The organism is Rhizobium sp. R693, from assembly GCF_002211315.1.
In the GTDB taxonomy this organism is placed as follows: Bacteria; Pseudomonadota; Alphaproteobacteria; order Rhizobiales; family Rhizobiaceae; genus Rhizobium.
This window is the reverse complement of record NZ_LOKY01000045.1, coordinates 100781-124321: the sequence shown is the minus strand read 5'-3', so window position 1 is coordinate 124321 and position 23541 is coordinate 100781. Positions and strand designations below refer to the sequence as shown.

The following is a 23541-nucleotide window of genomic DNA, read 5'->3' as shown; positions in this document are numbered from 1 at the left end:
TCTTCCTCTTATTCCGTGCTCGGTGCGCTTGCCGCACTCTCGCCTACCAGCCGCTCCAGCTCCTGCTTGGCGGTGCGCAGCTCTGCGTTGATGGCGACACGTTTATTGAATTGTTTCTCGCGCGCCAAGCGCGTCTTGATCCGCTCGATCTCGCGCGTCTTCGCCTTTACTGCCTCAGCATGGGCGATCCTTGCTTCGAGCGACATCGGTTCGTCCGAGGACACCGGACCAAAGGGCGCTTGCGGGTCTTCTGCGAACCCCGCTGTAGGCCTGGAGAGCAGCTTGGCTGCCTGTTGTTCGACCAGCGGGCTGAGCAGCAGTTCATAGAGCGCGCCCATGTTCAGCGCCACCGGGAGCGGCACGCGCGGCGTCTCCTCTGGCTGCCATTCGCTCTCGAAATAATCAACAAGGACCCATCTGGATCTGTTCGCCTCGCTCGGCCGCTTGTAAGCCGCCACGAATTTGATCCTGCCGTTATGGGTCAGTTCGAACAGCAAGGGGAAAGGGATGGCGCGATCGATCGCGCGCAGGGCGTCCAGATTGAGACTGCTCTCCCGCTGACTGAGCCGAAAGACCTGGATCTCGCTGACAGACTTCGAGGCTGGCAGGTTGATCGTTTCCGGCGCCAGCTTGTGCGCCCAGACGATCTGATCGACCTCGCGCACGAACAGATCCTTGAGCGCGGTGCTGGCGCCTGCGTGTTCATAGATCTTGTTTTTGGGGATCACACGCCCGAAGGCTGTTGCCCGCGGCCAGTCGTAGAGCATCAGGCTCCCGTCTCCTCGACCCGCAGGAAGGAAATGAGTTCGAAGTCATCCAGCCCCTGAATCGTATGCGTCAGTGCGGTCGTGCGCCCACCACTGAACAGGCTATCGATGTCCTTCTCTTCCTTGACCTCGATCATCGACCTTATGGCCTGGCTGAGCAGATCGGAATAGCGCCCCATCTGCCGCCCATCATCTGTCCGTTCGTTGAACAGACGGCAGACATCCGGGATCGGTTCAGAACGTCCCTTGCAGCTCGTGCGGATCAGATCGAGCAACCGTTTCACCTCAGTATGATCCGCGACGATCTCTCCGTGGTCATCGATGTACACGAGGTAGAAAGGATGCAGGCGGTTCTGCTGGTTGATGTTGACGCTGTCGTGGATGTTCTTGAGCGCGAAGATCATGCCAGGACGCAGTCCCAGGTCCGGCGCTGCCGGCACAACGGCATGCATGCCATAAGGCATGCTTTCGAGGTCGCCATGGTCCTTGACGTAGTTCAGGAGGTCCATCCTGAAGTCGTTCAGACCAAGATCGGTGATCGAGATGCCGGCCTTGACGTCCTCCAGTTCTATGACCTCATCCTGCAACCGCTTCAATTGCTCCTTGCGATAGGCGATATCGCTCGACTTCGCGGTCAGGACGTTGTCATCGCCTGTCGCGGTCACGTCGGCGATCACCATCCGGTTTTCGACGCGCTCTTTGAGATTGATGTATTCGTCGAGCGTGATGTCAGGCCAGTAGTTGACGAGCTGGATCTGGTCGTTGGGTGACCCGATACGGTCAATACGGCCGAACCGCTGGATGATGCGGACCGGGTTCCAGTGGATGTCATAGTTCACCAGGAAGTCGCAGTCCTGCAGGTTCTGGCCTTCGGATATGCAATCCGTTCCAATCAGGATGTCCAGCTCCGCCGTCTCATGCGGCAGCACGACGGCCTTCTCTTTCGAGCGCGGCGAGAAGAGCGTCAAGACGCTCTGAAAATCATAGGATTTCCTGAGTGTGGTTTTCGGTGAGCCGGAGCCGGTCACCTCCCCCACTTGGAGCCCGAGCTCTTGCGCAACGGGCGCCAGGTTCGCGAACAGGTAGTTGGCCGTGTCGGCGAAGGCGGTGAACACGATGACCTTTCGGTTACCCGGATTGAGAGGCTCGGCAACCTTCTGCTTCAGAAGCGCGATGAGGTGCTGCAACTTGGCGTCGTCCGCAGCCGTCACCTTCTCCATCGAAGCAATCAGCGCATCGATCAAGGTTTGATCGGCCGCGAGATCATGTTTCCAGGAAGGCAAATCCATGTCGGCGAGGCTGATCTGAACCTTCTTGCCAACCGTGAACTCATCAAGCCCTGCAAGGTCTTCATCCTCCGGATCAAAATCACTCATGTCCTCAAGGTGATCGCTGATGCTGCCGCTACGTCCGGTTCGCTCATATTCCGCGATAGCGTCGAGTGCCCGCGTGATGTTGCCGCCAAGCGCCCGCAAGGTGAGTCGGAACGCTTCCACCGAGCTTTCCAGGCGCTTCAGCAGATTGGTGGTCATCAGGGCCTGAAGGCTTCGCTCACGGTCTGCCTGCCGCAGCTTGCCACGACCGCCCTCTACCTGCGTGTCATAGATCGCCTCGTACTTCGCGAGGCGGCTCGACAGGATGTAGCTGATCGGCGCATAAACCGCGAGCTTCAGCAGGGATAGTTGGCCAAAGATCTCGTTCAGGCCCATCACGTCCGGTCGCTGTGTGATCGGGCAATGGAACGAGAGAGGCTTCCGGCGCTGCGGAAATTTGCCGATGTCCTTGGTGTCGTAGAAGGTCTCGATGTGCTTGCGCGACCTGGCGATGGTGACCGCGTCGAGAAGCTCAAAGAAATCGAAGTCCAGCGTGCGCAGAATCGACGCCGCGGTTCGTTCATTGGGTGGCAGGGCGGACCATTCGTTGAAGGCCTTTTGGGCCCGCCGAAAGATCTCCTCGATGCTGGTCTGCGACTTCAAGCTCTTGCTGAGCGCATCTGACTGCCCCTCGTAGGCGAGGGCGAGCTGATTCCGCAGATCGTTGAAGCGGTTGTTCACCGGCGTCGCGGACAGCATCAGTACCTTGGTCTTGACCCCGGCGCGGATGACCTTGTTCATTAGCTTCTGATATCGCGTCTCGCGGTCCTTGTAGACGTCGTTGTTCCGGAAATTGTGGGACTCGTCGATCACCACAAGATCGTAGTTGCCCCAGTTCACCCGGTTCAACGGGATGCCGAAGGATTCACCGGACGTGCGCGATAGATCCGTGTGACAGAGGACGTCATAGTTGAAGCGGTCCTTGGCGAAGATGTTCGTGGTGAGATTGGTGTTGTAGTTCCGCCAGTTGTCCGCCAGCTTCTTCGGGCAGAGAACCAACACGGACTTGTTGCGAAGCTCGTAGTATTTGACCACAGCGAGCGCGGTGAAGGTCTTACCCAAACCGACAGAGTCGGCCAGGATGCAGCCGTTGTAGGTTTCGAGCTTGTTGATGATCCCCGTTGCCGCGTCTCGCTGGTAGTTGAACAGCTTGTTCCAGACAATGCTGTCTCGATAGCCGGTCAAATCATTCGGCAGAACGTCCTCATCGATATCCTCCAAAAATTCCCGAAAGATGTTGTACAACATCAGGAAGTAGACCCGCTCAGGGGCATTTTCCTGGTAGACGGACTCGATGTGGTCGCAGACAGCGTCCGTCACATCCCTCAGTTTATCCGCGTCGTTCCAGATTTGGTTGAAGAGCTGGAGATAAAGGCCGGCATGCGCCGGCTCATCCATCCGGGTCACGAAATTGGAAACGGCGTTGCCCTTCTGATAGCCAAGATCCACGGCGGTAAAGCCGCTGATCGGCTGATAGGCGACGGCAGCGCCTCCGACCTCTACATGCGCAAAGGGCTGCATGGCTGCCTGTGTGGCGTTGGACTTGAAGCGCGCCTTCTTACGGATCCATTCCGCACATTCGCGAGCAACGGCGCGCTGTGTGAGCTTGTTGCGAAGCTTGATCTCGAATTCGGTGCCATAAAGGCTGCTTTCCCGACCAGCCTTAGGAATGAAGAACTCGCGTTTTTCTTTCCGTAGTTTGTCGGTCGCTTCCGTGGGTACAAACGTCGGAGAGGTAAAGATGAACTGAAGACTCTCAACCTTCGCCAGCTCGGACTTCAGGGCCTCATACGCATAGATCGAGAAGCACGACGCCGCGATCTTCACGCGCGAGCCACGGCCGAGGGTTTCCCTCAGATCATCGCCAAGAAGTTGAGAGGTATTGTCGATGATTTTCATTAGCTAAGCATGCCTTGCGTGTGAACGGGTCACCCGTCGAACGAGAAAAATCATATAAACCGATATGCCTTGAGTAGAGCCGCCAGACAAGCACTGTGCAACAGGATTGCGATCCGACCTGACGTGGGCACGGAAATTATTTCCGCTCCGTGGGGCCCAGGTGGCAAAGAAGAAGAGTTAATATCAGACGCACCATCGAATGCCGGTCGCGGCCAGTGCGCGCGTACGCCAGAAGAATCGAGGCCTAACGGTGCGGTTGCGACGATTTAGATTTTCTTTCATAAGTCGTTCAGTGAACATCGATCCGTCCGTAGTAGGCAAGGTGCCATCGGATCGTTTATTCGATCCCAAGGAGCAAGCGGATGCGTTACGTTGATAGATCTGGACGCGAAGAGCCGGATCTGTATCGAGAAGCGGACGTCGCCAATCATCGAAGCATGATTAAGAACTATCTTGACGCGGGCATCAATTACGAAAGACCGCCGCGAGTACCCGAAGGTGTCCTCAGCTCTTCAGTGCTTTTGAAAGAGTTGAATTATATTTTTTCCGATGCTTGTGCTTACTGCGAAACGGACCTTGGCGGTCAAGATGGACACCTGAACCTCCATCGACCTGAAATGGGAGCAATCAACCAGGACGGACAAGTCGATTTTCAATACTACTGCTGGCTCGCTACTGAATGGGAAAATCTCTACCCGGTTTGCAATTCTTGCAGTCGTCTTAAAGGCAGCCAATTCCCCGTAAGAAAGCGCGGACCAATTGCTGCTTCGCTGGCCTATTTGCGCAATGCAGAGAAGCCTCTGCTCCTAGATCCGAGTTGGGACATCCCCACCAAACATTTTAAAGTCGACCATGAAGGATTGATGTTCCCAATCACTGATGAAGGCGAGACTACGCTCGAAGTGCTCCAGCTAAATCGACCCGAACTGGTAAAACGTCGCCGTGAGATCATATATTCGTTTCGGGACGATCTAAGCTACAGCAATGCCAGCGCCACTGAGGCAATAGATAGCCGCTGGTTTGGCGATCCGAGCGTAAGATTTCGCGGCGCGCTGTTGATTTACTTGTTCTCGATGCTTGGGGAAGATAGCAAGTTTCAACAGCTTCGCAGCGGCGATGTCACGCCTCAAAGACGCATGAAAATGCTGTCTGAAATACTGCGGCGACCTCATCAGTACCTCAATCAGGACGTTGAATTGCCGCCTCGGCTGAGCTCCAACCCTGTCCCTTCATTCAAATTCGACCGGTATGTGAAGAGCGTCGAAGTGGTCAACTTTCGGGGCATCAGGTCTGCGTTCGTCGAGTTTCCAGAGCAACGAACCTCGCACACGTCAGAGCCAGGTTCGATTGCGCTGCTGGGGGAGAATGGCACTGGGAAAAGCACCGTCCTGCAAGCTGCTGCGATTGGCTGCCTCGGCCACGAGAAAGCGAGGGCAATCGGCATATCAGCCGATTGGTGCCTCCGGGACAACGAGCGGTCTGGACACATCATGGTCCGTTTTTTCGACACGGATGATGTGAATGTCGTGGAGTTTTCGAGCACCTCCCGTCGCCTCAGAGGACGAACTGAAGTAGACGTGATGGTCCTCGGGTACGGACCTTATCGCTTGCCTGCCCGGCGGGAACTCGGAGAGCCAAAGCGGCGTTACCAGTATCGGGTTCATAGTCTTTTTGATGAGCGTCATCTGGTCAACGGGGCGCTCGGATTGAAAAAACACTTCAATGCTGGCGATCGCGAGGCAGATGCAGTCCGCAGCTTGAATGCATTGCTGTTGAATCAAGCCCGTGCTCGGGTCACACTTGATGGTCGTCTTGTGATCGAACAGAATGGCCACGACCGCCCGATGCGGGACCTAAGTTCCGGATATAAAAGCATTGTCACCTTGGCGACCGATATAATGGATGTCATGTATGAAGTCTGGGACGGAGCAACCGCCGGTCAGGCATTGATTTTGATCGATGAAATCGACGCTCACCTACATCCCGCCTGGCGACTGCGGATCGTCGAGTCGCTACGAGAGGCGTTCCCAAGAGCGCAATTCCTGATCACCACCCACGACCCCTTAGTCTTGCGAGGTCTTCAAAGGGAGGAGGTCGCAATACTCGACAACGACGGCGATCAAATTTCCGTCACCAAGGCTGCAGAAGTCCCCATCGAAGGCATGAGCATCGATCAGCTTCTGACATCTGAATTGTTTGGGCTGGAGAGCACCGAGAATCCTGCACGCGGCAGGCTTTTGGCCGATTATTATCGGCGCTTGGGAAAGATCAACCTCCCAGCCGATGAACGAATTCAGTTGGACACGCTAAGAGAGGAGTTGGGCCCGGCTTTGCCAATCGGCACGACAAAGCGGGAGCGCCTCGTGATGGCTGTCGTTGACCGATACCTTGAGACCACCGAAAAAGCCGCGCGGGGCGATGCGTGGAACGTCGATGTCATATCCGACCTTCTCCGCGAAGTGGAAGCGGCAGAGCAGGACATGGCGAATGATCTTTAGAGCACGAGCGCTCATAGCTCGCCCACAGGTTCTGGCTGACGTTGGATCGCCCGCCGCAGCGGAGCGCGCAAGAGCTGTTGCGTACTACACTGCAGATCCGCCGCCAGGCACCAATATGACATTCAATGTCTATAAGCGTGATCAGGTCAAGGAAGCGCTGAACAGGCTGTTCGCGGGGAAATGCGCCTATTGCGAATCTGCGTACGAGGCTACCCAACCGATGGAGGTGGAGCATTTTCGGCCCAAAGGCGAGGTTTTTACAGCGAGCGGCATCATGCTACCGACGGGTTACTGGTTTCGTGCCTCAACTTGGGAAAATCTTCTTCCGTCGTGTACGGATTGCAATCGGGGACGATGGCACAAGGTAGGAAAGCAGAGGTACTTTTACGGGAAACACAGCAAGTTTCCTTTGGCGTCTCCAGACCATGCCGTCGATGAGACGGGGATCGCAAACGAGATACCTTTGCTGATTGATCCATCATCGGAAGACCCTTCAACGCACCTCGGGTTCGTGATTGCTCCCAAAAAAGAAGTTGCCGCTTTTGCACCAGTAAACGCCGCGGGCGTAGAAGATCCCAAGGGGCGAACGTCAATCGACATCTATGGCTTGAATCGACCAGGTCTCGTTAAGGCACGAACATCGCGCTTAAGCTGCTTTGAGTTTGCACTGCGTAGCATTGAACGAGGCAGGTTAGACGCCGAAAAACACAAGGGGGATTTAACTCGCTACAATGAGGCACTCGCGCGGCTGAGACTTGAACTCAGGGAGGTCATAAAGCTCTATCTACACTGGAAAAATCCATATGCTGCAATGTGTAGATCAGCGTTCCATGTGTGGAAAGAACGGTTGGAAAAGCAGTTAGACCAAGCTGCCGCCGACCAACCAGTGCCGTCGATGGCAGAGCCTGCTTAATCGGGACACTGGAATGAGGTTTATCATCTGGTTCTCATCATGGCCCGATCCAGCAAAGCGACTCGGCTGGCTGTCCAGCTCACTAACTCCAGTGAAGGATGAAACCGGTCGCCGTTTTCCACGCCACACTTATCCCAAGCGAGTGACAGAACTCGATCTCCTCGTTTTTCGGTTTTGCACCCAGGACGATGAGAGGGCGTGCGTTGGGGCTCTGGAAATGCAGATACTCGAGGACTTGGCCCACGGCGAAGCGAATGGGATACTTCGTCAGTCCAGGGGCGGCTGGTTTGAGTTCGGCGATAATGTGGCCATAGCTTGAAAGGTCGAAGCGAACGTCGACCGCATTCTTGTTCTGCGATATGGCCGTTGCGTTTATCGTCCTGAGGAAGGCCAAGAATGCTTTTTCGAGCAGGTGATGCTCGGGCGTGACCCTGATCTCCTTCTTTTGAATGTAGCGCGTGTAGGAGTCCTTTGACGCTGGCGTCAGCGGCAGCTTGCGGATCATGGGCGAGATCGATTTTGCGGCTCAGATTCGCGCCGCATTCGAAAGCTCACGCGGGAGTGGGCGCGACCAGATAATAGAGATGGCTGGTCCTCAGGTGAGTAGATTGGCAGCAAAAGACCATCGACTGCTAACCGCTAGCAGCCGCGAAAGTTGCCTGACCGCTGCCGGCCCCATTGTCGCCGTCCGACTACAGCTTTTGCCACCCAAAACTTGCCATTCATTCGGTTCCGCCCATCGGCAGAGCTGGAACCGTCAGCAGCCCGTATTATCACCAGCGCCGATTGCGCTGGCCGCACCATGCCTGCTGTTACGCTGAGCTCAGCCTCAACGAGATTGGCCTTTGCGATGCCGCAGAGAAGAACATTGCACTGTAGGGTTCGAGAGCTTTCAGGCGGTCGGTCGTCCGCTGCTGTTCGACGGTTGGCCCTGTATTGCGAGCTAGTGTGCGGGCGTCGGCTTCGGTGACACGCAGGACGAGATAGTTCGCTACCGCCTCAAACAGTCCACCATCGAAGTCGCGCACGCCCTGCGATGCCAATGCAAGTGCTAAACCATATTTGCGACATTCTTTCGCCAGTCGTGGGATGAGCTTTAGCTTAGCCGCCCTATGCGCCTCGTCGAAAATCACGGCATGGGTCAGCCTCTGCTGAACACCACGCCGAAACATGTCTTTGTAGATGCTGTATAGGACGAAAGACGAAAAGGCCCGCTGCACGATCTCGTTGGTACTGAGATGGACGCGGATTAGCGTCGGCTTTCCATCAATCAATATTCCTGGCGCACCATCGTCACCGTCAAAAAATCCGTAATCCTCCAGTTCCTGCAGGCGCGCTAGCAGGTTCTGGCTCGGCTTCGGGCGTGATTTGAGGATGTCGAGGAACGTTCGGAAGCGCGGGGGCGCAGACCGTTCCGAGCCTCGCTCGTTCCAACCCAGGTCGTCGTAGCTCTGTTTGATGGCCCCCCTTAGCTCCTCAAGCTGGATCTCGCCGAGATCGGGAAAGATTGAGGCGAAGATATCCCGAAGCGTTCCCGCGACGTCGATGTAGGCCATGGGCCCGGGGGCATCCACGCGCAGTGGATTGAATCCCAGGCCATCGAAGTCGATCGTGCGCATCGGTCCGATCGCGTCCGCAAGCTTCTCATCGATGTCATCGTGATATGAGAAGATAACCGGCGCGATCCCAGCGGTAGTTAGCTGCTTCGAGATATTGATCAGGGCGGTAGTCTTTCCCATCCCGGGGAGACCAACCATCATCATGTGGGGATTGCTGCGGATCGACACCGACCAATTGACCGGTAGCTGCGTCAGGGACTCGCCGAGGCGGATGTCGACCGGATCGACTACTGCTACGGCGGCGGCGCTCCCCGCATTGCCGGGGTGTTCTAAGATGCCAGTCGGAAGCCCAGAGCCGACCAGCGTTTCAGCCGATTCATTTATTACCTTGCCGCTTTCGCGCCGACCGTCAGCGAGACTATTTGCCGTGTTATGCCTCTCACTATCTGGCGACGCCAGATCGTCTACTGCTGGCTTTTCATCCAATGAGACGTCTTCCGTTTCCAGTGGTTCGATCTCCAACGTCGTCGAAGTAGATGGCAGAACGTTCATGCCTACAGCGCCGCTGACTTCGTCGGGCAACATCATCGGACCGAACAGCCAGAGCGCTGTGTCGCTACGCTCGGAATAGATCCGCTCCACTTGCCCCGAGCGATGCTCAGGGCAAAACACATAACCCACATCCGGGCTATCGACCGTGCCGGGCAGATAGTTCTCCTTGAGCAGCAGTTGGTCGATCTCGACGTTCAACCTCGTCAGTGCCTGCGCGGACAGCCTGTGCCGCCCTGCGCGATCAACGTAGAAGCGCAAGAGCCTTGCAAGCTGCGCGCGTCGCACCACGCGATCAAGAGGTTCAAGCCCATCGCCAAAGAACCAGTCCATCCATCGTTCACGCAGCTCGCCCGTCTGTTCTGCCATATGGGCGAGCATGTCGGGCTGCCGAGCGGTCCTCAAGTGACGTCGGTGCTTCACTTCGATGAAGCGGAACTCCAGCGGTCCACGAGCGGGTGCGCTGACATGGATGAAGTCAGCTCGACGCGCGCTCTCCCCTTCGCGCGCTGGCATCTGGACGATAGGTGCGTGGTCTGCGATCTCATCGACTGGGATGAGCACGCCTTGCGCGACATTGAGCCAGGGCCCTTTGTGCTCGCCGCCTGCCACACAGTGCGCATACATCAATGCCAGCGCGATCAGTTCACCTGTGCGGGTCCCGCCATCGGCAAGTCGGATCGCGAGCCTGCCACTCAGCGCCTTGAGATTGGTTACGAGGAAGCGACTGTTCCGCTCGCTGCTGCTGAGGCCCATGTCGCCAAGCGCCTCGTCGACGAGATCGCGCACCGCATCGAGCTTCGTTGTCGAGGTGACGAGCTGGATAGATGTTAGGTCAGCCCGCTCGGGTACCGTGTCGATGACGAACCGTTCATAGGCGTCAGGGCTTACCTGCGGAGAATCGAAATAGTCGAGCGCAGCGTTCCGGTCGAGTGTGATCACCCAGTCGCTTTGTGCGTGCATCCGCTCGATCTTAAGCTGGTCCTCGACCGAAAGGCGGGTCTTGAGAACCGGCCAATCCTCGTTCGTACCGCCGAGCGCTCGAGCGGTGGCCCTACCGATAGCTCGATCAATGCGTCGAAGCCTGTCGCTTGCCGTCCGCCCTTCCGGCGCAGGTTCGCCATGTAGCTCCGGCGCGCAGTATGTCATCCACTCTAGGTTCAGGTCCGGCGTCGCACGTCGCTCCAGAGTCCGCAACAGTCCCCAGGCTTGAAGCGGACGCACTTCGGAAACCGAGGAAAGCGGTATAGTGCAAAGGCTGGTCTCGAACAGATCAAAGGCAAGACTGAGGTGCGACGCCCGCATGTGGCTCCAGGCCTGCTCGTCGTCGATGGGAGGCTCCTGGTGCTTAGCCCACCGCAAGCGGGGAACTAGCACCTCGCCTGGCCGCGCAGAGGTCTCCGCCAACCAACGGTCGCGCGGATCGAGCACCTGACCGCCTGCGCGGCGGCGCTGACCAACCGCTGACAGAAACTGGCCGGCACCGTTGGACTGAACCGCGTGGAATAGGTCGAGAGTGAAACACAGTGGCGCCTCCGCCTCATCGTCCTCGTTCAGACCTCTTGCCGCCAGCGTCTGGCCAAGCGCCCGAGCGACCGTAAGGCCATCACCCGCGCGCCAAGCCTGAACCGACAGCAGGTCCGGCCTCTGGCCGCTCGCTCCTCCGTAGCAATCGAGATAGTGGCCGATTTCGCGCGCGATCGCGGCCGCGCTCGCTTGGCCGATAGAAGGCGCCGAGGCACTGCCCGCTCCCAGACAAGCGGTCAGAAGCGCGGTCGCTGCCTTCGGCTCGCGTTCGCCATCAACTGTCATGGCGATTGTGTGGAAGCCGATGACATCCGCGAAGATGAATCCTGGGTCGTTATCTTTACCTGGGAGGGCGAAGGGGAAGAAGGAGGAATCGATCGGCTGCACTGCTGACTGAATGTGGCTCGGGAGTAGTCCCTGTTCGAACCGCGCGTGCGAGACGACCTGATCGTAGTGGGCTTGCCACGCGAATCGAAGCGGATGCAGGGGCGTCACGAGAAGTCCGATTAGAACGCCCGACTGCGCCCGCACCTCAATCGTGCCGTGTCGCGCCAAGATGGGAGCACCCGCGTCAAGCGCCTTCTCCCAAGCGTTCACGTAGTTGTCGGCAGCCGTCCAACCCGGAGGTATCACGACACCAAGCATCCCGGCAGTCCCGAGTTCGTCCGCGAGCTTTCTGCTCGCGTCCCGAGCACGCTCGGTTGCCGCACTGACGTCCGCGGTTTCGATCTCGACGAACTCTACGTCTCGGACGGGTGACCCATCCGCTCGAACAACCTGTGTCCAGTAACCAATCTTGCCGCCCCGCTGGACCCAATCCCGCTCGATTGCGCGCAGCAGCGCAGGACGAAAAACCTTTGCCGCCCTTGTCGAGGCGTCGCCCCTCCAAGTAAGGTACCCCTTCTTGTCCTCCACGGCCCGCTCAACCGCGCCGGGACCACTGACGAGCTGGTCGAACGCCGCGCGATCTCCGATCGCTATCGCGCCTTCCACAAGCGTCCGCACCGCCTGGCCCGACGAACTCGTAAGCTGCTTAACCGTCTCGCCGAACTCCAGCGTGAACGCCTCGCTCTGCGCAGGGGCGACAGTCTCCTGGCCTAAAGCGGCGACCTCGACGATCGCGTCGAACTTCTCGGTGCCTTCTAGGTCCTCGAAGTCGTCAACCCCGATTGCGACCTGCTGCGTGCGATGGTCGCGGTGGTGCACGACGCGCTCAGCGAGTATGTCCTCGCCCGCAATGACGGACACGCGGTAATCAACGCCGCCGGCCACGATTACTTCGGGATCGGTGGTCCATCGAACGGTCAGCTTCGCTCGGTCCTTCGTCGAAGCCGTGCGGTCGAGAAGGAGCCTCGGCACAGTGTCCTCGTCGTCCGGTCGCGTGAGGCCGGACCACTTGAGAACGTTACCCTTTGCATCGCGCCACGAGGTGAGCTGCAGCCGCCTGAGCTCCTCGCTGGCGAAGCCAGGCTTGATCGACCCAAGCCAAAGATCAGGCTGGTCCTCAATGTGGCGGGCAGCCTCCTCGGGACTCATTCCTGCCGCCGATCGAAGCGCCTGCTCAAGCGCAGGATTCTTGTCTTCAGCATCTTCGAGCTGAAGCGTCCGCACGCGTTCCGCGATGGCCCGCGTATCGCTCACATAGAGCAGCCGGTCTGCGAGCTCCGCGGAGAGATCCAGCTCGCTCGTCGAAGGGTCCTCACCGCTCGCGATCGGCCAGAGCCCGAGCCGTGCGAGGGAACGGCCCATGTCCTGTGCCGCGCTCACGTAGAAATCGAACTTCGACCAGGGCGTGAGCCGGCGACGTCGACCGAGGCGTTCCGCGCGCCAGACGGCGTTGTCAAGGACGCCTGTCCGCCCATACATCGGCTTTCGCGCCAGCTTGAGCGCCTCTTGGAAGAGTTCGGCTTCGCCGATCTCGCGACCAGCGCTGTAGATGCCATCAAGGCCCGCGCCGGCGCGCAGTGGATCGATCAACAGCAGCGCCGCGTCAGCTTTGTCCTCGCGATGTTCAACGGCTTGGTCGGCGGTGATGCGTCGCGGGCCAGCCGAGTCGACGACTGCGTTGACGGTCCAGCCCGGCACGTTAAACGCGACACTGTCTACAAGTGCGTCTACGTGCTCGGACGGTAGACAGCGCAGGAAGGCCACAGCACCGACCGTTGGGGCGCCAAGACGGTTCGTGATCGCCTGCGCGAGATGCGAGACATGCTGCAATGTCATCATGCCGGCTGGCCCTCCACCTGAGCATCCTGCTGGGCACGGTATCGCCATTTGATCTTCTTCATCCGTTCGGCATCGTTCACGCCAGCGAGCAGACCCAGGTCTCTCAAGCGGCGCTCGAATATTCTCCGATTTCGCTGCAGCACCTCGCTCGGAACAGCGAGGTTGGGGGGAGCGTGGTCAACGTAGAAGCCGTAGCGTTCGCGCAGAATGGTCAGGAACTCCGGGTAAGAAAGCGGGCGTTCCTTCCGACCCTTTCCGGTCTTCCGGATATGTCGATGGACGAGATACTCGATCACCGGATTGGTCATCACGAAAGACAGCGCATCTCCCGTGCGGCCTTGACCTTTCCGACGTGTCTGATGGAGCGTTACCTTACGGCGCTTACCAAGTCCGTTCACCTCGTCTATCATCAAGGCGGACGAGAGAAAGTTATTCAGCCGCTCGGTGCCGCTGCTCGACGAACCGGTAAAGGCAGCGCTCAACGCCTCCGCCAGGGCGCGGCCTGGATCGCCGTCAGATCCTTCTTCACCAAGCAGCATGCGTAGCTCTAGCTCCCCCGCCTCCTCGGCGGCATCCCGCAACTTGCGCGCAATCCTCGCGAAATGACGGCGGGCGTCCCGAGCCTCCTCGTGACTCCCATTGAGCAGGCTTCCCGTTAAATTGAGCCAAGCGGTGGCATCTGGCGATGTCGCCGGGAGTTTTCGCCGATCGATATCAGATTCGCTCCGCACGTAGTGATCGAGTAATCTGGCGTGCATCAAGATCGCAGGCAGGCGGTTGAGCGCCTGCCTCAGGAGGAAGCCAGATTCCTCGGAGGTTGCACGCAAGACTGGGTCCGACCCGCTGGAACAATCGAAGAACAATGGGAACTGCGGGGCCTCGTCAACCTCGGGAAGCACTCCGGAGGTGGCCCAACGGTTCATGATGTCAACTGAGCCAGTGAGGATGCTCGTAAGCCCGATCGCGATCGCAGATTCGAGCATTTGAAGAAGCGTCGATCGCGGCATCGTTCCACCACCGGCGTAGCAATCAAGGAAGACCAGCAGGTCATCGCGGAAGTTCTCTCCCGCGCGCACCGCGATCGGTCGCTGATTGGGAATGGGCCCTGGGTTGTTTCTCCCCACTGCCTTCGCAGGCGCCTCTCCGCACCCCTGAGCCAACCGGACAGTCAGCAGTTGATCCAATGGAAGCGGAACGGCCTCGTCGAGCTCGTCGGAGCGCAAGTCGCTCTTCAAGCCTGTCGTCGACGTGGCCGGCGCGAGCGCCCGCAGCAAGTCGTTGTCCTGAATGCGAGCGCCGACGCGATAGCGTCCGCGTTCGGCGAACGGCTCTATCGTATCTCCTTCAGCTTGGTCACTGAGCAGCGCGGTCACCATCTCCGGAACGCCGCGAAGGTTCGCGGCACTTACGGGCAGGTCGATCCAAGAAGCGTAATAGTGGTTTGCAAAGCAGCGCTGGACCTGCTCATCGTGTGATTCCGAGTGCCGCCTGTTTTCGATGATCGAGGTAAGCAGGAAATCGCCGAGAATCGCCCGGCCCGACGCGGAGTCGAACCCTTCGATCGCGCCGTCCGATATCAGACGGTCCACAGTGGAGGATATGGTGGGCGGTCCATCCGCGCCGTAGGTAGCCGCAAACTGCCCCTTTCCGCGCCGGTTACCCCACCGGAACAGATAGAGCATCATGGGCAGAACGGCACCGACCGAGAAGTCCTGCGGGGTGAAGGGAAACGCGGGGGGATAAGTGCTGGTCCATATCTGCAAGGTCATCTGGCTCCCCAGCACGGATTCGACCACTTGGCGTATCTCGTTGGCCATCAGGCTGCCCCACTAGAAAGAGTGATCGTCTGCCGGCCCCGAGCATCAACGACACCGAGTTGCCACACGACGTCGCTTTCAACGGGGTTCCATCCGCTAAGCCTGCGCTCGTCCTCTTGCGCAAGCCGCCGTGTGAACACACCGAGGTTGGCGAAGACGTCGTCGGAAAAAGCGTCAAGGATCTGCACCCCGTCCGCCAGATCCATCAGCAGACTATAGAGTTCAAGCGGCACGATGAGCTCCTCGCTTCCGCCGTGATCAAGCTCGTAGCGCAGCACTAGGAAGCGATGAAGGGTTTCGAGCCCGGCGACCGACTGAAATCGCTCGGCGGCGAGCGAAAAGCGGGAAGCCGACTTCTCGATCCAAAACGCCGTTTCCGTGGGCGTCCGAGGTAGGACACGGATCGGAACGCGCTCCGGGTCGCGATAGGCGAGATCGGGCAGCGCTTCGAGGCGAGATAGCCCTCTGCACAGCCGCTGCTTGATGCGAAGCCGCTCATCGTCGGACAACAGCGGGAATACCCTGAATTCGCTCGCCCGGCGACCATCACGCAGCGTCAACGCATAATCGTCGCCCCCGACTGCCTTCACTTGGTCGCTCGACCAGCTCAGATAGGCGCGTCGTCTAGCATCTCGCAGCGGCAATGCGCGTCCTACCGCGTCGCGGTACCTGCGGGCGCCATGCGTGGGATCAGGCGCACCCTTCCCAACGAGATACCGATCGACGCGGGCATGGCCTTCGAGGGCGGGGTCCAGCCGCGCAAGCTCACGCAGAAGCTCTCCCTGTCGTCCGCGGGATTCCGGATTGAACGCATGATCTGCTGGATCATGCAGGTCTAGTTCGGGGTTGCGATGGACATCCTCGCAGTCGTTGAGACCGAACAGGACGTAGCTGATCGCTGCCTTGAGTTCCCGGGCGGTGATGTGGATCTCGTTGCGCTGGTGAACCGTCTGCAGTGCTTCGGTCAGCCGTTCGCGAAGTCGGGCGCCTTCCGCTAAGATCGCCGGATCCGCGCTGGCGCCCATCATGTCCGCCGATCGTTTCATCGAACATCGGGTCTGAGCGCTGCAGGTGCGGCATGAAGCCCAGACCTGCGCGGCTTGCTCGCCACCCACCAGAAGGCGGATCAGTTCATCCACGAAATGCGTCGAGATGGAGCCTCGCTCGAGATCGAGGCCGCCCACGAGCGATCGGTTGTTCAACTCGACGAGCCGTATGTGCGAGGCTATGTCTTGGCGCTGCTGGGTAAGCGCAGCCGTCAGTGCGCTGGTCAACGGACGCTCCCCGTGCCGCATCTCCGCTTGCTCGATCCACTCCATAAGCCTACCGTCGTTCACCGCGACTAGATGTATACTCCCGTCCTTGGGCGGTTGATCCAGGAACGGTCCGAAGAGGTCGTCCAGCAGATTGTCCGCCGACCGTCCTTTCCAGCTTGCAGCCCCGTCAAAATTGATCATCGCCTTGCGGTCGGCGAGTCGCCCCGACCATACGCGCTCGCTGGATTGCGGCGGCTCCCCACCAAGCGTCCGGATGAGACGCTGCAGGAATGCGGTCTTTCCGTCGCCGGCGTTCCCGCAGAGGATTACCAGAGACACGTTGCCCAACCTGATCTCGGCCGGGAGCGTAGTGTCCAAGTCGGTTGTAACATACGTGTTAAAGGCGAATTCCGTGTCGAGCCCGCGGGTTTCGGCGTTGCCGAAGCGCGAACCCGGATAGCTGCTCAGGATATCTCTCACCCTCGGCACCACATTGGGTCTCAGAGCCGGCTGAAACACCTGTGGAACCGACCTCGCTCCGCCCGCTACTGGAGGCACTGAGCCGACAGAACGCAACGCGGACAGGGCAGCGCCAGCGTCTGAGAAACGCATGTCGATCGGACCGGTCGCCCGATCGAGGATCGGGATCAGAGTAGGGAACGCCGCCCTCTCATCGTCCGTCCAGTCAAGTCCCGACCCATTTTCGGTAAACGCTGGCGGGCGATCCGTGATGGCGTGGAAGAGGGAAGCCGCTAGGCTATAGACGTCGTCCCGGGCCTGGATCTCTCCGCCACCCCGACGCTCCGGTGATGCGTAGATGAGCGTCCCCGAGCTGAGTGGCCTGTGTCCTATTGGACCTGAGAGATCATAGTCGATGAGCATGACGCGGGATTCATCGACAAGGATGTTCGACAGGCTGACGTCCCCATGTACCCATCCTTGACTATGCAGCGCGAGCAGCGCCTCGCACAATTTTTCGAACCACTCAAGAAGAAGTTGCTCGGCCGAATCCTGCCCCGTCTCCTGGGCGATGAAGTTGAGATCGCCCCGCCACGCGTCCAAAGGCGAGCCTTGGCTCCAGCGCAGTAATGCCATAAGTTCGCCAGCGTTCCATTCGCTCGCGCATTCGAGGATGTTCGATAGCCCCGGATGCAGCGAGAACGTGCGCATCCGCTGGTAGGCCGCAAGTGAGGTCGGACCGAATTCAGGATTGAGGACCGCCTTCCCGACGAAGGTGCCTATTGGCTCCCCGGCAGCATCAACCTGCTCCAACTTGAAGGTCCGCGCGACGGATCCTTGTCCGAGGACGGAGACCACGCGATAAGAGGCCTTCTTCCACTGAACGAGGTGGCCCTCATCCCATCGGGACGGAGATAGCGCAGCGCATGGCTCAGATGCATTTGTATTGGATGAAGGCCCGCTAGGGCGGTCATCAAGAAGGGCGCGAAGCTCCGCGATGGAGGGCCTGCGCGCTGGATCAGGGTCGCAGCCGAGCTGCAGCACCGTGAGCACGTCCTCGTCATCCGCTCCGTCGAAAATCTCGGCAAGGACTGCGCAGAGGCTGTAGATGTCGGACTTCGGAGTAGCGGCCGCAAGCCCGCCAGAGAGGACTTCCGGTGCGGCAAAATCTCCCGCCTGATTGCCGAGTCGGTCGGCGCCCACCGTCTGAGCCGGCGTCAGCCGGGCCCATCGCCAGCCAGCGAACAACGGCGTGTTGTCTGCACGAACACGTAGACTGTCTTCGTCGAGGGCGCGATGGAGCAGCGCGCCCCCATCAGCCTCAAGGAAGTCCGCCAGCGCCGCCAGGGTACGACTGGCGAAGTCGCGTCGCTGAACCGACGTCCATTCCGGATCGTCGCGAAGTGCGGATATCGGCACAGCCGAACTGTCGCCGACGCTGAAGAAATACATCTCCCCTGCATAGTTCGGCACCGCCTGCCAGGTGTCGACGATGCTTGGAAGATGTGGCGACTTCTGAAACCGCTGAATGACGTCGAACTCTCGTCGCGCCCGACGATCGGTTAGGGTCGCAGCCTCTCCTGATGGAGCAGCGGACAGATCATAGGTGTGAAGTAGAACACGATCGCCAGTGCGGGGATCGCGCGCTGCGAAGATGCGCTGGAAACGGTCCTGGTCGTCGGTGAGCAGCCGAAGTTCGTCGAAGCGCGCAAGGCGTTTAAGCCGTCCAGCATCGACAAGATTGTATCGTCCCGCGAGCGCATTCGCGAGGCGCGCCGAATCCATCGGTCCGGAAGAAGTCGCTCCGGCGACAAGTTCCGCCACGTCCTTAAGCCCGTAGGTCACCACTCCCATTGGATGGCGAGGCAGATGTCCGTTCTTCTTGATAGAACCCGCCTCTCGCGTAAACAGGAACGCGGGGGCGACGAAACCAATCCTCTGATCGGCGGAGCGCAAGCTCCCGGCAATTCGTTTGGACTTGGCCACGATGAGCTCGGCGGCCGGGTCGGAGAGGTCAGACTTTCGCAGCGCCGACGCGTCCCAGTGTTTGACCTCAACCACGATGGCGCCACCGGGTCCAATCACCACGATATCGATTTCATCGGCTTGGCCGCGAAGATTCGGATGCGTCAGATTAGTGAGGATGTAGGCGCTTCCGTCGCCGGTTCTCCTTCTGATCTCCTGATCGATCGCCTTGAACGCTTTAAGCTCACTCGTATTTGCGAATGGTCCGCACGGCACATGAATTACGCGCAAGCTACCGCTCCCCCCTTGCCGAAAAAAACCAACGTCACTCGCTTTCATTGCCGAGGCAAACGATGATCCCCAAAAAAGCCTTTATCTTAGGCGCTTGAGCCGCAGAATCAGTTCCCGTACCAATGTTCGAAAGAAGTTAGGACAACGAAATCGCCACTTCAACAAATAGTTGAGTCAGGTTTGCCGTGCCTGTCCTATCTTAATGGAGGGACCGAACATGCGGCGTTACTAACGCCCTTTCTCTTCGCCAATCGCGATGCTAACGCACGGCGACCAAAGGGGCGCGTTGCCGCTGAAGCTAGTTCACTCGGAAGGGCAGCTTTCTCGACGCACATGTCCGACAGCCGCCAGTCCGCTTCCCACCCGTTCACGGACATCGCAGTTGCGTACACAGACCGGCAGCTTTCGAGAATTCCGCGGACAGACCTAAATGACCGACATGCGGGCGCAAAGCTGCCGGGCGCTTTATCGCTACGGCACCGCAAACGTGAGGTCCGAAAGCGGAAATTATTGCCGCTCCACCGCCCGTATTGACTGATGCCCAAAGCCAGGGCACAAAGGTGGCATCCACGGTCGCTCGCGGCAGGAAAACAGAGGGAATTCAAAGGCGATTACGACAAGCCTTTGAATTTATGTGAGAATCCAGGTTCCCCAGCCAAATTCCTCTAATTTCCCAAGATGCGTGCTCTCTCCAACGAGACAGATCCTTTTTAGGTATCGACAGCAGCGAGCGGTGTCGCCCTCACGCGACGATCAGCAGCCCGACACCGGTGGCAAGCAACACCAAGGTCCACAGCAGATCCACGTTGATCCAAGCGCTGCGCAATATCTCGAGCCCGACCCAGTGGTACACTGTCAGGGCAACGAGGCTTGTAACCGCCAACATCGCAAGCGTGTGGACGCCGACCGCTGCGATCGTCATCCCCGCCGACCCAATGCCGCCGATTTCGGGCAATGGCGGCTGGGCGAGACAGAGAGGTATCAGGGCAGGCAGGATCATGAGCCCCGCACCATGAGCCGTCGCCATCAGGAACGACCATAACGCAAGGCCGGCGAGCCCTGTGCGCAAGCCGATGCGAACGCGGCGACTGTGCCCAAAGATATGATGCCAGATTGCCCATGCAACAAGCGCTCCGCCGGTGGCCGTGCGCACAACATCCTGGTTCACGAAAAGGCCGGCGGCGACCACGGCTCCCGCCACCAGCGCGATGGAGAGAGCATGTCCGAGGGCGATGGCGGGCACTGCTTGAACCACCGCGATAAAACTCTGCCGATGAATGCCAAGCGCGACGGCGAACAGCCATCCCATGGCCGGATTGAGACCGTGAAAGGCACCTAGTCCCGCCAGCAGCATCCATGGCCAGAGCTCGTTCATCGGCGCCTCACTGCCAGACGTCGTTTCCCTAGGGATAACAGTAGGAATCCGACGAGCAATCTCCACCTTGCAGACGGACCTGATGCGGACGATGCGACTTCGGCCATTCCACGAAGAATTTCTCGTCGAAGGCAATGCCGCCGTCCGGCTGCGCGTCAAGCTTCACCATCCAGCCCGAGATGCCGTCGGGATAGAACTGCTCGTCGATCGCGCCATAGAGCGAGTTGGTGAAGTAGATACGGCGACCGTCGCGGCTGATCTCGACCATCTGTGGGCCTCCGTTGAGCGCGCCATTCTTCGCGCCCGGGTGTGACGCACGCGAAACGATGCCGCCGATCCGGACCTTGCCTGTCAGCTTCGGTTTCAAGGGATCGGAGACATCGTACTGAAGCAGATCGCCGGTTCCCCAGCAGGACACGTAGAGAAATCTGTCATCCATTGAGAGGTCAATGTCGGTGACGAGCGGTGGCACGGCGTTGAAGCCCTTGAGCATCGGCGGCAATTGGTCGGCATTGGCAGGCTCGGCCGGAATGTCGATTACCTTTGTTACCCCCCATTTTTTGCCATCACGATGCCAGACCCAGATTGACGAGGAGAGGTCCTCGAGGCTGAGCACGCAGTTGACAAAGCCATAGGCTTTGGTCGGATCGTGGGCGGGCCTAAGCTCGAACACGAGTTGATACTTGTCACCGAAATCGATCGTCTGCAGGTGCTTGCGCTTGTGCAGATCCCAGAAATGCAGACGGCGTCCGTATTTCGCGCCGAGCAGGATGTCCGGGATGAGGCCGTTTTCGAACGTATCCGGCGTACCCCACTCGCTGGTAACGAGCGTATCGTGGCCAAGGTGCCACCAGACGTCATAGGACAGCTGTTGCGGCCCCCGATCCATCTCCCACTGACCGCGGACGTCAAAGCTCTCGTGATCCATCAGGAAAATGCCGCCTGGTGCCTTGCCTTCGGCATTGCCGAGTGCGGCTACATAGATGCCCTCAGGGCCGCAGTGGATTGTGTGCGGCCGGGAATAGCCGGCCCGTTCAGCCACTTCACCGGGCTCGATCACCTTGACAATCGATGGACTCCGCCCATCCGGCTTGGTGTCGATGATATGGATGCGGGAGGATTTCAGTCCCGGTACCACCAGATAGCGGCGTTCAGCGTGCGGGTGCGGTGCGTTCGGACAGAGGCAGGACGAGCATGCGTTCCAGCCGAAATGATGCAATTCATCGCCGACGTTGGGCATCGCAAGCGCATTTAGGATCTGACCGTAAGTGGCCGATGCCGGGTCGACATCGACGACCGCCAGCTCGTCGGGAACAGCTCGCGTCGGATCGAAGGCGACGACGTAGGCAATTGCCTCCGGCGCTGCCTTCATGGCCATGCGCGGTGACGGATAGAAGCTTGGATCAGGTTTCCACGTTACCATGTGAAGTGCTCCTGGCTAGCGTGTGCTGAACAATGAGAATGTTCGCTAGATGCTTGCCGACAGCCGACTCACGCTGCGGACGGGGCAGGATCCAAGAGTGTTTCGATGGGATAGGTTCGAAACCGGCTACACGAGCCACAGGGGCAATCCTCCCCATCCAATTGTCTCAAAAAATGGCGAAGTTGGGCAGTCCTTTTTTCGCAGCGGCTCTCGCCGCCGCTTCCACTTCACGCCGAAGTCCTTTTCCTGACATCCTCCGCCAGCTCCTGCATACGGTCGATCGGAATACGGCCGATCAGCATGAAGGCGTGCGTGGGGTTTGACCAATAGACAACGTTCATGCCGTGTCGGCCTTCGACGTCAGGTTCCTTCGTGCCGACATCCGAGCGGACAATGCACAACGCCAGCGGCCCCGTCTCGGGATCCAGATAGGCGATCTGCGCCAGTGGCTTGTCGTCATACTGCAACAGCTGGGCACGCTTGAACTCGATACCTGGCAGCGACACCGTCTGGGGTGACAGGGAAAGGCCAAGCTTATCGTCGAGGCGGGCCAATTGAGCGGCCTTCGCGTCATCGGACGGCGATGGGCCAGCCAGAGTATCCACTGTATAGAGGGCAATATATTCGGCAACGACAGTGCGCCATTCACTGCTTTCGTCAGGTGCATGCATGCGATTGCGAATGCCGATGAAGGCCCGGTCGCCGACAACACCCGCGACGAGGCAGGCAGCAATCGCACCAAGGAAGCCTCGGCGACCAGCGCGCGCGGCAGCCGGCTTTGCGTCGCGCGGCGCAACGCCGAGCATGGCATCAAGTTCGGTCTTCGGTGCTGCGGCAAGCAGCGGCTCGAAGGCTTGCCTGAACGGAAGGCCGCTACGCGACAGGAACTCCAGCCTTGCCGCCACACGCTCGTTCGAGTGGAGAATTGCCTCGATGCGCGATACTTCAGCATCCGACAGTTCACCGTCGATATAGGCCGTCAACTCTTCATCGGAAAGAATCAGGTGCTTGTCGTTCATGTCGCCCCCTCGCCCGAGACATTGGCTGCGATCTTGGCGCGCGCGGCGGCAAGGCGGCTCATCACGGTTCCGATCGGGATATCCAATACGCTTGCTACCTCCTTGTAGGAAAGGCCTTCCACATAGGCGAGGAAGACCGCGGCCCGCTGGGCATCCGGCAGCGCATTGACCAGTCGTAGAACCTGGTTCGCCATGACATGCGTTTCCGTGGCATGGGCGCCATCGATGACCAAGGCCTCGTCGGCATCGACAAAGCCCTGACCGAGGCGCACGCGCCGCGACCGGATTTCATTCAACCAGATGGAATGCAGAATGGAGAACAACCAACGGTCCAGCCGCGTTCCGGCCTCGAACTGCTCGACGCGCTCGAGGGCGCGCAGGCAGGTCTGTTGCACGAGATCGTCGGCAATATCGCGGCGATGCGAGAGCACGAGGCCATAGCGCCACAACCGCACAAGATTATCCGCCAGGCCGCTCCTGATGTCGGCTTCGCTTATAATGAGAGCCTCCGCCACGGGTTTTTCTTCCAAAGCCGCCGGTTTCGCCGACGGCTTTGGTTTCGCGCGACTATAGGCAGGAAATGTGGTGTACGCGACCGGCATTTGGTAGTTCCCGTTCAACCGAA

At 59.2% G+C, this 23541-nt stretch carries 12 protein-coding genes; 2 read left to right on the top strand and 10 right to left on the bottom strand.

The features are described 5' to 3' along the window. Positions 1–8: 8 nt before the first annotated feature. The gene (locus ATY79_RS23495; protein WP_189638066.1) at positions 9–767 is read right to left on the bottom strand and encodes a DUF4391 domain-containing protein; all 759 of its coding nucleotides are present in this window, start codon (positions 765–767) and stop codon (positions 9–11) included. Next, positions 767–4039, bottom strand: coding sequence for a helicase-related protein (locus ATY79_RS23490; protein WP_088705036.1), 3273 nt, complete (start codon positions 4037–4039; stop codon positions 767–769). Before ATY79_RS23490 ends, ATY79_RS23495 begins: the two co-directional genes overlap by 1 nt. A 362-nt stretch (positions 4040–4401) precedes the next feature. Between ATY79_RS23490 and ATY79_RS23485 the strand changes: the two genes are divergently transcribed. Both ATY79_RS23485 and ATY79_RS23480 read left to right on the top strand, forming a co-directional pair. After that, the gene (locus ATY79_RS23485; RefSeq protein ID WP_088705035.1) at positions 4402–6537 is read left to right on the top strand and encodes an ATP-binding protein; all 2136 of its coding nucleotides are present in this window, start codon (positions 4402–4404) and stop codon (positions 6535–6537) included. Beyond that, positions 6527–7450 carry a hypothetical protein gene (locus tag ATY79_RS23480; RefSeq protein WP_141105762.1) on the top strand — a complete coding sequence of 308 codons (924 nt, stop codon included), beginning with the start codon at positions 6527–6529 and terminating at the stop codon, positions 7448–7450. Before ATY79_RS23485 ends, ATY79_RS23480 begins: the two co-directional genes overlap by 11 nt. An 82-nt stretch (positions 7451–7532) precedes the next feature. Here ATY79_RS23480 and ATY79_RS23475 read toward each other — a convergent pair whose 3' ends face one another. The 8 genes from ATY79_RS23475 to ATY79_RS23430 all read right to left on the bottom strand — a co-directional run bounded on the left by ATY79_RS23475 (position 7533) and on the right by ATY79_RS23430 (position 23518). Then, complete coding sequence (locus ATY79_RS23475; protein ID WP_088705033.1) at positions 7533–7955, bottom strand: hypothetical protein; 423 nt, start codon at positions 7953–7955, stop codon at positions 7533–7535. Positions 7956–8262: 307 nt separating this feature from the next. Then, entirely contained in the window at positions 8263–13311 is a 5049-nt protein-coding gene (locus ATY79_RS23470; protein WP_245312440.1) for an ATP-binding protein, read from the bottom strand. After that, positions 13308–15128, bottom strand: a complete 1821-nt coding sequence (locus ATY79_RS23455) for a hypothetical protein (RefSeq protein WP_245312439.1) — start codon at positions 15126–15128, stop codon at positions 13308–13310. The genes ATY79_RS23470 and ATY79_RS23455 overlap by 4 nt, the downstream gene beginning before the upstream one ends. Next, the gene (locus tag ATY79_RS23450; RefSeq protein WP_088705032.1) at positions 15128–19099 is read right to left on the bottom strand and encodes an NERD domain-containing protein; all 3972 of its coding nucleotides are present in this window, start codon (positions 19097–19099) and stop codon (positions 15128–15130) included. The genes ATY79_RS23455 and ATY79_RS23450 overlap by 1 nt, the downstream gene beginning before the upstream one ends. Before the next feature lie 742 nt (positions 19100–19841). After that, positions 19842–20474 carry a hypothetical protein gene (locus tag ATY79_RS23445; RefSeq protein WP_088705031.1) on the bottom strand — a complete coding sequence of 211 codons (633 nt, stop codon included), beginning with the start codon at positions 20472–20474 and terminating at the stop codon, positions 19842–19844. Between the two features lie 28 nt (positions 20475–20502). Further along, positions 20503–21897 carry a selenium-binding family protein gene (locus ATY79_RS23440; RefSeq protein WP_088705030.1) on the bottom strand — a complete coding sequence of 465 codons (1395 nt, stop codon included), beginning with the start codon at positions 21895–21897 and terminating at the stop codon, positions 20503–20505. Positions 21898–22124: 227 nt separating this feature from the next. After that, entirely contained in the window at positions 22125–22916 is a 792-nt protein-coding gene (locus tag ATY79_RS23435; protein ID WP_088694671.1) for a Fis family transcriptional regulator, read from the bottom strand. Then, positions 22913–23518, bottom strand: coding sequence for a sigma-70 family RNA polymerase sigma factor (locus ATY79_RS23430; protein ID WP_088705029.1), 606 nt, complete (start codon positions 23516–23518; stop codon positions 22913–22915). The genes ATY79_RS23435 and ATY79_RS23430 overlap by 4 nt, the downstream gene beginning before the upstream one ends. Positions 23519–23541 lie beyond the last annotated feature (23 nt).